Origin of the sequence: Corynebacterium marinum DSM 44953 (genome assembly GCF_000835165.1) — a bacterium.
In the GTDB taxonomy this organism is placed as follows: domain Bacteria; phylum Actinomycetota; class Actinomycetes; order Mycobacteriales; family Mycobacteriaceae; genus Corynebacterium; species Corynebacterium marinum.
Genome location: NZ_CP007790.1, coordinates 1192985 through 1205852 on the forward strand (window position 1 = coordinate 1192985; position 12868 = coordinate 1205852).

Consider the following 12868-nt stretch of genomic DNA (forward strand, 5'->3'; position numbering starts at 1 on the left):
GACCGCACTCGGAGGACGAGGATGACCGGCAGGACGTCAGGCAGGGTGGTGGCCGCCACGGTGCTCGGGGGAGCGCTGTTGGCCGGGGGAGCGTCGGAGGCCTCGGCGCAGTCGGGGAACGTGCAGTTCATCACCACCGGCGGGGACGTGCGTTGTGATGTCATCATGATTGACGGTGGACCGCACGTGACGTGTGTCAGCGAAGGAGCGCGTTCGACCATGCCGGAGTGCACCCCGCCGCAGGAGAAGATCCCGGCCGTGCAGGTGCTCGGCAGCGGGCCCGGCGACGTTCTCTGCTGGAATCAGGGGCTGGTCGGCACTCCGCGGGTTCTCCACCCCGGTACGTTGGGCAACGCCCACGGGGTGACGGTCATCGCTGATCCGCTGGGAGGCCTGCACGTGCTTTCACCCGCGCTGGTCTACATCGCCTACGCCGGCCCGAACACGGTGGGCACGTCCCCGCTGGCAGTCAGTTCCGCGTCCAGCCGCTGATGCGGTGAGGGAGAGGAGGATGCATACTTTTCATTCAGGTGCATAAATGTTAGGGTGATGGGCATGACGATCAAGGTTGCAGTCGCCGGTGCCTCCGGATATGCGGGCGGGGAGATCCTCCGCCTGCTCCTCGGGCATCCTTCCTACCTCTCCGGTGATCTGGAGATCGGTGCGTTGACCGCGGGATCCTCGGCCGGTACTCCGCTGACGGATCTCATGCCGCACCTGCCGCAGCTGGCGGACCGGGTCATGGAGGACACGACGCCGGAGATTCTGGCCGGCCACGCCGTCGTGTTCCTCGCCCTTCCGCACGGGCACTCCGCCGCCATCGGAAAGGCGCTCGAGGACACCATCGTCATCGACTGCGCCGCTGATTTCCGCCTTCAGGAGGCGGGGGAGTGGGAGCACTACTACGGCTCCGAACACCAGGGAACCTGGCCCTACGGCATCCCGGAGATGCCCGGCCACCGGGAGCAGCTGCAGGGCGCGACGCGCATTGCCGTGCCCGGCTGCTTTCCCACGGGCGCGACGCTCGCCGCCCTGCCCGCCGTGGCCGCGGGCCTGGTTGTCCCCGACCTGGCCATCGTGTCCATCACCGGCGTGTCCGGCGCGGGCAAGAAAGCTTCCGTGGGGATGCTCGGCTCCGAGGTGATGGGCAGCCTCAAGGCCTACAACACCGCCGGAAAACACCGCCACACCCCCGAGGTCATCCAGAACCTCTCGGAGGTCACCGACGGCGAGGTCTCGGTCAGTTTCACCCCCATCCTGGCGCCGCTGCCCCGCGGCATCCTCACCACCATCACCGCCCCGCTGAAGCAGGGCGTCACGCAGGACGTGGCGTATGAGACCTACCGCGCCTTCTACGCCGACGAAACCTTCGTGCACCTGCTTCCCACGGGGCAGCAGCCGCAGACGCAGAACGTCCTCGGCTCCAACATGTGCCACGTCCAGGTCGAGGTGGATGAGCGTGCGGGTGTCCTGCTGCTCACCTCCGCCATCGACAACCTCACCAAGGGCACGGGCGGCGCAGCCGTCCAGTGCATGAACCTCGCCCTCGGCATCGACGAGGCCGCCGGCCTCCCGCAGGCCGCCGTAGCCCCCTGACAGCAAGGAAGACCACACACGTATGAGCACCACCGGTATCACCGCCCCGGCAGGTTTCACCGCCGCCGCCCTCACCGCAGGCATCAAGCCCTCCGGCAACCCCGACATGGCCCTCGTGGTCAACAACGGCCCCGAGTTCAACGCCGCCGCGGTATTCACCCGCAACCGCGTCGTCGCCTCACCGGTGAAGGTGTCTCGCCAGGCCATCGGTGACGGCCGGATCCGCGCGGTCATCTTCAACGCCGGCAACGCGAACGCCTGCAACGGAGCTCAGGGTGATCTGGACGCCGCGGAGACCCAGCAGCGCGTCGCCGGCCTGCTCGGCCTGGAGCCCACCGACGTGGGAGTCTGCTCGACCGGGCTGATCGGCGAGCTGCTCCCGATGGACAAGGTCCGGGCGGGCGTGGACCAGCTCGTGCCCGCCCTCGGCGACCACGGCGCCGACGCTGCGGAGGCCATCATGACCACCGACCTGGTGAAGAAGGAGACCGTGGTCAAGGGGAAGGGCTGGACCCTGGGCGGAATGGGTAAGGGCGTCGGAATGATGTCGCCGTCGCTGGCCACCATGCTCGTGTGCCTGACCACCGACGCCTCCGCCACCCCGGAAATGCTGGACACCGCGCTGCGCGCCGCCTCGAAGGTCACCTTCGACACCCTCGACATCGACGGTTCCACCTCCACCAACGACACCGTCTTCCTGCTCGCCTCCGGGGCATCGGGTGTGACCCCGAGCCAGGAGGAGCTCAACGCGGCGGTGCTCGAGGCCAGCGAGGACATTGCCCGCCAGATGCAGGCGGACGCGGAGGGAGTTACCAAGCGCGTCACCGTCACCGTGGAGGGAACCACCAACGAGGAACAGGCGCTCGACGCCGCCCGGACCCTGGCCCGGGACAACCTCTTCAAGTGCGCCATGTTCGGCTCCGACCCGAACTGGGGCCGCGTGCTCGCCGCCGTGGGCATGGCCGACGCGGACATGGACCCCGACCACATCTCCGTGTACTTCAACGGCCAGCCCGTGTGCGTCGACACCACCGGCGCCCCCGGCGCCCGCCAGGTCGACCTCTCCGGCGCGGACATCGATGTGCTGGTCAACCTCGGCGTCGACGGCCCCGGCCGCGCGACCGTCCGCACCACGGACCTGTCCCACGACTACGTCCACATCAACTCCGCCTACTCCAGCTAGAAAGCACCCCATGGATTCCCTGAAGAAGCTCAGCCCCGAGGCGCGCGCCCACGTGCTCGCGGAGGCCCTGCCGTGGCTCCAGCACTTCCGCGACAAGATCGTCGTGGTCAAGTACGGCGGCAACGCCATGGTCGACGAAGAACTCAAGGCGGCCTTCGCCGCGGACATGGTCTTCCTGCGCACGGTCGGCGCCAAGCCGGTCGTCGTCCACGGCGGCGGCCCGCAGATCTCCGACATGCTCTCCCGTGTCGGCCTGGAGGGCGAGTTCAAGGGCGGGTTCCGCGTCACCACGCCCGAGGTCATGGAGATCGTCCGCATGGTGCTCTTCGGCCGCGTCGGCCGCGACCTGGTCGGACTGATCAACTCCCACGGCCCCTACGCGGTGGGCACCTCCGGTGAGGATGCAGGTCTGTTCACCGCCACCAAGCGACTGGTGGACGTCGGGGGAGTGCCCACCGACATCGGCCTGGTCGGCGACATCACCGACGTCAACCCGGCGGCCCTCATGGACATCATCGAAGCCGGCCGGATCCCGGTCGTCTCCACCATCGCCCCCGGAGAGGACGGCGAGGTCTACAACATCAACGCCGACACCGCCGCCGGTGCACTGGCCGAGGCCATCGGCGCCGAGCGCCTGCTCATCCTCACCAACGTGGAGGGCCTGTACACCGACTGGCCGAACCGGGACTCCCTGGTGTCCAAGATCGTCACCTCCGAGCTGGAGAACCTCCTGCCGGACCTGGATTCCGGGATGATCCCGAAGATGGAGTCCTGCCTGCGCGCCGTCCGCGGCGGCGTGTCCGCCGCGCACGTCATCGACGGCCGCATCGCGCACTCCGTTCTCCTGGAGCTGCTGACCATGGGCGGCATCGGCACGATGGTGCTGCCCGACGACTACGACCGCGCCGACTACCCCGCAGGCACCGTCCTGAGGAAGGACACCGATGACTGACGCACTCACCCAGTGGAACCAGGTGCTGATGAACAACTACGGCACCCCGCCGATCGAGCTGGTCTCCGGCAAGGGGGCCACCGTGCAGGACTCGCAGGGCCGGGTCCACATCGACATGCTGGCGGGTATCGCCGTCAACGCACTGGGCCACGCCCATCCGGCGATCATCGAGGCGGTCAGCCACCAGCTCAGCCAGCTGGGCCACGTGTCCAACCTCTTCGCCACCAGGCCGGTCGTCCAGCTCGCGGAGACCCTGAAGGAACGCGTCGGCGACGACTCCGCGCGCGTGTTCTTCTGCAACTCCGGAGGCGAGGCCAATGAGGCAGCCTTCAAGCTCGCGCGCCTGACCGGCCGCTCCCGGGTGCTGGCGGCCGTGGACGGCTTCCACGGACGCACCATGGGTTCGCTGGCGCTGACCGGCCAGCCGGACAAGCGCAAGCCCTTCGAGCCCCTGCCCACCGGCGTGGAGTTCTACCCCTACGGCGACATCGACTACCTGACCAAGCTGGTCGAGGTGAACCCCACCGACGTCGCGGCCATCTTCCTCGAACCCATCCAGGGCGAGACCGGGGTCATCCCGGCGCCGGAGGGATTCCTCCGCGCCGTGCGTGAGCTGTGCGACACCCACGGCATCCTCTTCGTCGCCGACGAGGTGCAGACCGGCGTGGGCCGGACCGGCGACTTCTTCGCCTTCCAGCACGACGGCGTACTCCCCGACGTGGTCACCATGGCCAAGGGGCTGGGCGGCGGCATCCCCATCGGCGCCACCATCGCCCGCGGGAAGGCGGCAGAGCTCTTCACCCCCGGCTCCCACGGGACCACCTTCGGCGGCAACCCGGTCGCGTGCGCCGCCGCCAACGCGGTGCTCAGCATCGTCGACGACGCCTTCTGCGGGCAGGTCGCCCGCAAGGGGGAGTTCTTCGCCGAGAAGCTGCGCGCCATCGACGGCGTGACGGAGGTCCGCGGGCGCGGACTCATGCTCGGCGTGGTGCTGGAGCACGACGTGGCCAAGCAGGCTGTGGCACGGGGCTTCGACCACGGACTGATCCTCAACGCGCCGGCGGGCAACGTCATCCGCCTCACCCCGCCGCTGGTGATCAGCGACGACGAGATGAACGCGGCCGTCGAGAAGCTCACCGAGCTGCTGACCGAACTGAACAAGGAGAACCGATCATGACCGCCCCCAACGTGCGGCACTTCCTCGCCGACGACGATCTCACCCCGGCGGAGCAGGCGGAGGTGCTCCAGCTCGCCGCCGAGCTGAAGAAGAACCCGCTCTCGCGGCGCCCCCTCGAGGGACCCCTGAGCGTGGCGGTGCTCTTCGACAAATCCTCCACCCGCACCCGCTTCTCCTTCGACGCCGGCATCGCCCACCTGGGCGGCCACGCCATCGTCGTCGACTCGGGCAAGACCCAGATGGGCAAGGGGGAGTCCTACCAGGACACCGGCGCAGTGCTGTCGCGCTACGTGGAGATGATCGTCTGGCGCACCTACGCGCACCAGAACTTCCACGAGCTGGCGGAGACCGCCACCGTGCCGGTCATCAACTCCCTGTCCGACGATCTGCACCCCTGCCAGATCCTCGCGGACCTGCAGACCTGCGTGGAGAACCTCTGCCCCGCGGAGGGCCCCGCGGGGCTGAAGGGTAGGAAGGCGGTCTACCTCGGCGACGGCGACAACAACATGGCCAACTCCTACATGATCGGCTTCGCCACCGCCGGGATGGACATCGCCGTCATCGCGCCGGCCGGTTTCCAGCCGAAACAGGAGTTCGTCGAGCGTGCCCGCCGCCGCGCGGAGGAAACCGGCGCGACCGTGACCGTCACCGACGACGTCGCGGCGGTGGCCGGCGCTGACGTGGTCATCACCGACACCTGGGTCTCCATGGGTATGGAGGAGGACGGCAAGGACCGCCGCACCCCCTTCCTGCCGTACCAGGTAACCGCCGAGGTCATGGCGAAGGCGGGGGAGCAGGCCATTTTCCTGCACTGCCTGCCGGCCTACCGCGGCAACGAAGTCACCGCCGAGGTCATCGACGGGCCCGCCTCCCGCGTGTTCGACGAGGCGGAGAACCGCCTGCACGCGCAGAAGGCGCTCATGGTCTGGCTGCTGGACAACCAGCCCGCGGGCCGGTCGGAGTAGCAGTCATGAGCCACCCGGCGACCCGCACCGCCCGCCAGGCGAAGATCCTGGAGATCCTGGATAAGACCAGGGTGTCCAGCCAGGTGCAGCTGTCGGAACTCCTTCTCGACGAAGGCTTCGACATCACCCAGGCCACCCTGTCCCGCGACCTCGACGAACTCGGCGCGAAAAAGATCCGTCCCGATCAGGGGCGGGCCTACTACGTCGTCGGTTACGTCGAACAGGCCCTGGCGGAGCAGCTCACCGGCCCGAAGGAGAAGCTGCGCCGCATGCTCGACGAGCTGGTCGTCGCGGTCGACCACTCGGGCAACACGGCCGTGCTGCGCACCCCGCCCGGGGCGGCCCAGTACCTGGCCAGCTTCATCGACCGGGTCGGCCTGGACGAGGTCGTCGGCTCCATCGCGGGCGACGACACCATCTTCGTCCTCGCCCGGGAACCACTCACCGGCCGCGAGCTGGGGGACCTGCTCACCGGCCGGTGAGCCCCCGGTATCCTGGTCGGGACTGAGAAACACCTAATCTTTTCTTTCACTTTTCACCACACAAGGAGAATCCATATGTCTTCACGCGTTGTCCTCGCCTACTCCGGCGGCCTCGACACCACCGTCGCCATCCCGTACCTGTCCAAGATGACCGGCGGCGAGGTTGTCGCCGTTTCCCTCGACCTCGGTCAGGGCGGCGAGGACATGGAGTCCGTGCGCCAGCGCGCACTGGACTCCGGTGCCGTCGAGTCCATCGTCATCGACGCCCGCGACGAGTTCGCCGAGGAGTACTGCCTGCCGACCATCAAGGCCAACGGCATGTACATGAAGCAGTACCCGCTGGTCTCCGCGATCTCGCGCCCGCTGATTGTCAAGCACCTGGTGGAGGCCGCCAAGGAGCACGGCGGCACGCACGTCTCCCACGGCTGCACCGGCAAGGGCAACGACCAGGTCCGTTTCGAGGTCGGCTTCCGCAACGCCAACCCGGATCTGGAGATCATCGCCCCGGCCCGCGACTACGCCTGGACCCGCGACAAGGCCATCGCCTTCGCCGAGGAGATCAACCTGCCGATCGAGCAGTCCGCCTCCTCCCCGTTCTCCATCGACCAGAACGTGTGGGGCCGCGCCATCGAGACGGGTTACCTCGAGGACCTGTGGAACGCCCCGACCAAGGACATCTACGCCTACACCGAGGAGCCGACCCTGGGCAACGCCCCGGACGAGCTCATCATCTCCTTCGAGGCGGGTAAGCCGGTCGCCATCGACGGCAAGCCCGTCACCATGCTCGAGGCCATCGAGGAGCTCAACCGCCGCGGCGGCGCCCAGGGCGTCGGCCGCCTCGACATGGTCGAGGACCGCCTCGTGGGCATCAAGTCCCGCGAGATCTACGAGGCGCCGGGCGCCATGATCCTCATCAAGGCGCACGAGGCCCTGGAGGACGTCACCGTCGAGCGTGAGCTGGCCCGCTACAAGCGCCTCGTCGACGCCCGCTGGTCCGAGGAGGTCTACGACGGCCTGTGGTTCGGCCCGCTGAAGCGCTCCCTCGACGCGTTCATCGAGTCCACCCAGGAGCACGTCACCGGCGACATCCGCCTCGTCCTGCACGCCGGCTCCATCACCGTCAACGGCCGCCGCTCCGGCCACTCGCTCTACGACTTCAACCTGGCGACCTACGACTCCGGCGACACCTTCGACCAGACCATGGCCAAGGGCTTCGTCAAGCTGCACGGCCTGTCTTCGGAGATCGCCAACAAGCGCGACCGCGAGGCGAGGTAATCCATGGACCAGCACGGAACCAACGAGGGCGCCCTCTGGGGCGGCCGGTTCTCCGGCGGCCCCTCGGAGGCCATGTTCGCGCTGAGTGTGTCCACCCACTTCGACTGGGTTCTGGCGCCCTACGACGTGCTCGCCTCCAGGGCGCACGCCCGGGTCCTGCACTCCGCCGGCCTGCTCTCCGACGCAGACCTGGCCACCATGCTCGACGGCCTCGACCGGCTCGGGCGTGACGTCTCCTCCGGCGAGTTCCGCCCCGAGCCCACCGACGAGGACGTCCACGGGGCCATGGAGCGCGGTCTCATCGACCGCGTCGGCCCCGAGGTCGGCGGCCGCCTGCGCGCGGGCCGTTCCCGCAACGACCAGGTGGCCACCCTGTTCCGCATGTGGGTCCGCGACGCGGTGCGTGACATCGCCATCGGCGTCACCGAGCTTGTCGACGCCCTCGTCGACCAGGCCGCCGCCCACCCCGACGCCATCATGCCGGGCAAGACCCACTTCCAGGCCGCCCAGCCCGTCCTCCTCGCCCACCAGCTGCTGGCGCACGCCCAGCCGCTGCTGCGCGACATCGAACGCATCCGCGACCTGGACAAGCGTCTCGCCGTCAGCCCCTACGGCTCCGGCGCGCTGGCAGGTTCCTCGCTGCAGCTCAACCCGGAGGCCATCGCCGAGGAGCTCGGTTTCGACTCCGCGGCGGACAACTCCATCGACGCCACCTCCTCGCGCGACTTCGCCTCCGAGACGGCCTTCGTCCTGGCGCAGACCGCGGTGGACATGTCGAGGCTGGCGGAGGAGATCATCGCGTGGTGCACCCCGGAGTTCGGCTACGTCACGCTCGCCGACGCCTGGTCCACCGGCTCGTCGATCATGCCGCAGAAGAAGAACCCTGACGTCGCGGAACTGACCCGCGGCAAGTCCGGCCGCCTGATCGGCAACCTCACCGGCCTGCTGGCCACCCTGAAGGCGCAGCCCCTGGCCTACAACCGCGACCTGCAGGAGGACAAGGAGCCGATCGTCGACTCGGTCAACCAGCTCAATCTGCTGCTGCCCGCGATGACCGGCCTGGTGTCCACGTTGACCTTCCACGAGGACCGTATGCGCGAGCTCGCGCCGGCCGGGTTCACCCTGGCCACGGACCTCGCCGAGTGGATGGTCCGCGAGGGTGTGCCGTTCCGCGAGGCGCACGAGGCCTCCGGCGCGTGCGTGCGTCTGGCGGAGGAGCGGGGCGTCGGCCTCGACGAGCTGACGGACGAGGAACTGCGGGGCGTCGATGAGCGGCTGACCCCCGCGGTCCGCGACGTCCTCACCATCGACGGCGCGGTCGCCTCCCGCGCCACCCGCGGCGGCACCGCCGGGGTAAGAGTCGCGGAGCAGCGGGACCGGGCGGCGAACGCCGCCCGCGACCACTACACCTGGGCGACGACCCCGGTCCGCGCCTAGACCTGCGCTGCGGCGGCCCGGCGGAGCAGTTCCACTGTTCCGCCGGGCCGCTTTGCGCATCCCCCCTGTCCAGTCCGGCCGGTGGCCAGGGGCCGGGTACGATACTGAACCATGAGTCTCGATCCGAAGTTGCTGGAAGTCCTGGCCTGTCCCAGGGACAAGGGCCCCCTGACGTATCTGGAGGACCAGCAGGTCCTCGTCAACGAACGTCTCGGGCTGGCCTACCGCATCGACGACGGCATCCCCGTGATGCTCATCGACGAAGCGACGCCCTGGCCGCCGGCCCCCGACACTGAATAAGCCTCCGCCTCACGACACCCAAGGATCGAAGAACACACCCATGAACATCATCGACGAGCTGACCTGGCGTGGCCTGATCAACCAGTCCACCGACCTCGACGCACTGCGCGAGGCCTGCGAACAGCCGATCAGCCTCTACTGCGGTTTCGACCCGACCGGCGACTCCCTCCACGCGGGCCACCTGGTGCCGATGGTCATGCTGCGCCGCTTCCAGGAGTTCGGCCACCGGCCGATCACCCTGGCCGGCGGTGCGACCGGCATGATCGGCGACCCGCGCGACGTGGGGGAGCGGACCATGCTCACCGACGAGATCGTCGCCGAGAACATGGAGTCCATCAAGGATCAGCTGCGCAGCTTCGTCGACTTCGACGACACCCGCGAGAACCAGGCCATCATGGTCAACAACGCCGACTGGACGATGAGCATGAACGTCATCGAGTTCCTCCGCGACGTGGGCAAGAACTTCTCGCTCAACACCATGCTCGACCGGGACACCGTGAAGCGCCGCCTGGAATCCGACGGCATCTCCTACACGGAGTTCTCCTACATGCTGCTGCAGGCCAACGACTTCGTGCGGCTGCGCCGCAACTTCGACTGCATCCTCCAGATCGGCGGCGGCGACCAGTGGGGCAACATCGTCTCCGGCGTCGACCTCAACCGACGCATGGACGGCGCGAAGGTGCACGGCTTGACCGTCCCGCTGGTCACCGACGCAGAGGGCAACAAGTTCGGCAAATCCACCGGCGGCGGCAAGCTGTGGCTGGATGCGGATAAGACCAGCCCGTACTCCTGGTACCAGTACTTCATCAACGCAGGCGACGCCGTCGTCATCGACTACCTGAAGTGGTTCACCTTCCTCACCCAGGAAGAGATCGCCGAGCTGGAGACCGAGGTTGCCGAGCGCCCCTTCAAGCGCGAGGCGCAGAAGCGGCTCGCCCGGGAGATGACCAACCTCGTGCACGGGGAAGCGGCGACCGAGGCAGTGGAGCTCGCGTCGCAGGCGCTGTTCGGCCGCGCCGAGCTCGCCGACCTCGACGAGAAGACCCTCGCGTCCGCGGTCTCGGAGACCGAAGTGCTCGAGATCGGCGTCGGCGAGAACCGCGGGATCGTCGACCTGCTCGTGGGCACCGGGCTCGTGGAGTCACGGGGTGCGGCCCGCCGGGCGATCAAGGAAGGTGGCGCATACGTGAACAACGTGCGAATCGAATCCGAGGACTGGGAGCCCGCTGACACGGACCTCCTCCACGGGGCCTGGCTGGTTCTGCGCCGCGGCAAGAAGAACTTCGCCGGCGTGAAGATCAACAACTGATCGTTGTAGCCGCACCGGAACCCCGCTTGACCATGCGATTTGGGAAAAGCGGGGGACGTGCGTAACTTAATGGGAGTCGCACAGAGCGCCGCGGGAAACCGCGAGATGCACAGTGTGGCCGGGAGATGAACTGCAAGTTGACACCGTGACAAACGGTGAACTACAGTGAGAAATCCAGCCGCAAATGACCGAGCCCTTAAGGGTGAGAGATTAGCGTGCGTGTGTTGTTTGAGAACTCAATAGTGTGCCAATGTACTTTTGTTTGTGACTTTGGTTGTGTCGTTCATCGGCTGCATGTCCCCTTGTGGGGGGTGTGTGGTGGGTGTGTGCCGGGTGGTACCTGCTGCAATGGGTGCCACTGTAAATAATGCGCGCGGTTGTTGTGATCGTGTGAGTTGTTGTGGTGCAGGCATGGATCATGGTCGCGTTTGGAAAGTGGCGGCCTCCGTAGTGCTTTTTCCCCGTCAGGGTTGGAGTGGGGGTCGTTTGTTTTTTGTGATCATGGCGTTTCCTGCTGCGCGGTTGTGTGGTGGGGGGTGTCTGTGGTTGTTTTTGATGGACAATTTTGTGTGCCATCGTCTCCGTTGTGGGGGTGGTGGTGTGCTGGTTGTTTGTTTTTGGTTGGGTTTTGGGCTTTTCACAGCTCTGATTTCTTCTGAAGTTTATTTTGTGGAGAGTTTGATCCTGGCTCAGGACGAACGCTGGCGGCGTGCTTAACACATGCAAGTCGAACGGAAAGGCCCCGCTTGCGGGGTACTCGAGTGGCGAACGGGTGAGTAACACGTGGGTGATCTGCCCTGCACTTCGGGATAAGCCTGGGAAACTGGGTCTAATACCGGATATGACCTTCTTTAGTGTGGGGGGTGGAAAGATTTATCGGTGCAGGATGAGCCCGCGGCCTATCAGCTTGTTGGTGGGGTAATGGCCTACCAAGGCGTCGACGGGTAGCCGGCCTGAGAGGGTGGACGGCCACATTGGGACTGAGATACGGCCCAGACTCCTACGGGAGGCAGCAGTGGGGAATATTGCACAATGGGCGGAAGCCTGATGCAGCGACGCCGCGTGGGGGATGACGGCCTTCGGGTTGTAAACCTCTTTCGACAGGGACGAAGTGAAAATGACGGTACCTGTATAAGAAGCACCGGCTAACTACGTGCCAGCAGCCGCGGTAATACGTAGGGTGCGAGCGTTGTCCGGAATTACTGGGCGTAAAGAGCTCGTAGGTGGTTTGTCACGTCGTCTGTGAAATTCCGGGGCTTAACCTCGGGCGTGCAGGCGATACGGGCAATACTTGAGTGCTGTAGGGGAGACTGGAATTCCTGGTGTAGCGGTGAAATGCGCAGATATCAGGAGGAACACCAATGGCGAAGGCAGGTCTCTGGGCAGTTACTGACGCTGAGGAGCGAAAGCATGGGTAGCGAACAGGATTAGATACCCTGGTAGTCCATGCCGTAAACGGTGGGCGCTAGGTGTAGGGGACTTCCACGTTCTCTGTGCCGTAGCTAACGCATTAAGCGCCCCGCCTGGGGAGTACGGCCGCAAGGCTAAAACTCAAAGGAATTGACGGGGGCCCGCACAAGCGGCGGAGCATGTGGATTAATTCGATGCAACGCGAAGAACCTTACCTGGGCTTGACATACACCGGACCGGCGTAGAGATACGTCTTCCCTTGTGGCCGGTGTACAGGTGGTGCATGGTTGTCGTCAGCTCGTGTCGTGAGATGTTGGGTTAAGTCCCGCAACGAGCGCAACCCTTGTCTTATGTTGCCAGCACGTGATGGTGGGGACTCATGAGAGACTGCCGGGGTCAACTCGGAGGAAGGTGGGGATGACGTCAAATCATCATGCCCCTTATGTCCAGGGCTTCACACATGCTACAATGGTCGGTACAGCAGGTCGCGAACTCGTGAGAGTAAGCCAATCCTTCAAAGCCGGCCTCAGTTCGGATTGGGGTCTGCAACTCGACCCCATGAAGTCGGAGTCGCTAGTAATCGCAGATCAGCAACGCTGCGGTGAATACGTTCCCGGGCCTTGTACACACCGCCCGTCACGTCATGAAAGTTGGTAACACCCGAAGCCAGTGGCCCAACCCTTGTGGGGGGAGCTGTCGAAGGTGGGATCGGCGATTGGGACGAAGTCGTAACAAGGTAGCCGTACCGGAAGGTGCGGCTGGATCACCTCCTTTCTAAGGAG

11 protein-coding genes and 1 rRNA gene are annotated in these 12868 nt (G+C 66.2%); all 12 read left to right on the forward strand.

The annotated features are described in order from the left end of the window. The first annotated feature begins 21 nt into the window (after positions 1-21). The 12 genes from B840_RS05725 to B840_RS05780 all read left to right on the forward strand — a co-directional run bounded on the left by B840_RS05725 (position 22) and on the right by B840_RS05780 (position 12860). Positions 22-492 (forward strand): hypothetical protein, encoded by a 471-nt coding sequence (locus tag B840_RS05725; protein WP_052491108.1) that lies wholly within the window; start codon positions 22-24, stop codon positions 490-492. Between the two features lie 63 nt (positions 493-555). Next, a complete protein-coding gene (gene argC / locus B840_RS05730; RefSeq protein WP_042622556.1) occupies positions 556-1596 on the forward strand; it encodes an N-acetyl-gamma-glutamyl-phosphate reductase in 1041 nt (346 codons plus the stop codon). Positions 1597-1618: 22 nt separating this feature from the next. Then, on the forward strand, positions 1619-2779 hold the full coding sequence (gene argJ / locus B840_RS05735) for a bifunctional glutamate N-acetyltransferase/amino-acid acetyltransferase ArgJ (RefSeq protein WP_042621349.1): 1161 nt from the start codon (positions 1619-1621) through the stop codon (positions 2777-2779). A 10-nt stretch (positions 2780-2789) separates the two neighbouring features. Continuing rightward, positions 2790-3731 (forward strand): acetylglutamate kinase, encoded by a 942-nt coding sequence (gene argB / locus B840_RS05740; RefSeq protein ID WP_042621350.1) that lies wholly within the window; start codon positions 2790-2792, stop codon positions 3729-3731. After that, positions 3724-4908: an acetylornithine transaminase gene (locus tag B840_RS05745; RefSeq protein WP_042621351.1), complete on the forward strand. Its 1185-nt coding sequence runs from the start codon at positions 3724-3726 to the stop codon at positions 4906-4908. The genes argB and B840_RS05745 overlap by 8 nt, the downstream gene beginning before the upstream one ends. After that, positions 4905-5873, forward strand: a complete 969-nt coding sequence (gene argF / locus B840_RS05750; RefSeq protein ID WP_042621352.1) for an ornithine carbamoyltransferase — start codon at positions 4905-4907, stop codon at positions 5871-5873. The genes B840_RS05745 and argF overlap by 4 nt, the downstream gene beginning before the upstream one ends. Positions 5874-5878: 5 nt before the next feature. Beyond that, positions 5879-6355 carry an arginine repressor gene (locus B840_RS05755; protein ID WP_042621353.1) on the forward strand — a complete coding sequence of 159 codons (477 nt, stop codon included), beginning with the start codon at positions 5879-5881 and terminating at the stop codon, positions 6353-6355. A gap of 75 nt (positions 6356-6430) precedes the next feature. Then, entirely contained in the window at positions 6431-7630 is a 1200-nt protein-coding gene (locus B840_RS05760; RefSeq protein ID WP_042621354.1) for an argininosuccinate synthase, read from the forward strand. A 3-nt stretch (positions 7631-7633) separates the two neighbouring features. Further along, the gene (argH, locus tag B840_RS05765; protein ID WP_042621355.1) at positions 7634-9067 is read left to right on the forward strand and encodes an argininosuccinate lyase; all 1434 of its coding nucleotides are present in this window, start codon (positions 7634-7636) and stop codon (positions 9065-9067) included. Between the two features lie 111 nt (positions 9068-9178). After that, positions 9179-9367, forward strand: coding sequence for a Trm112 family protein (locus B840_RS05770; RefSeq protein WP_042621356.1), 189 nt, complete (start codon positions 9179-9181; stop codon positions 9365-9367). 40 nt (positions 9368-9407) lie between these two features. Beyond that, positions 9408-10676, forward strand: a complete 1269-nt coding sequence (tyrS, locus tag B840_RS05775) for a tyrosine--tRNA ligase (protein ID WP_042621357.1) — start codon at positions 9408-9410, stop codon at positions 10674-10676. Positions 10677-11342: 666 nt separating this feature from the next. Further along, positions 11343-12860: ribosomal RNA gene (locus B840_RS05780) — 16S ribosomal RNA — on the forward strand. Positions 12861-12868: the final 8 nt, after the last annotated feature.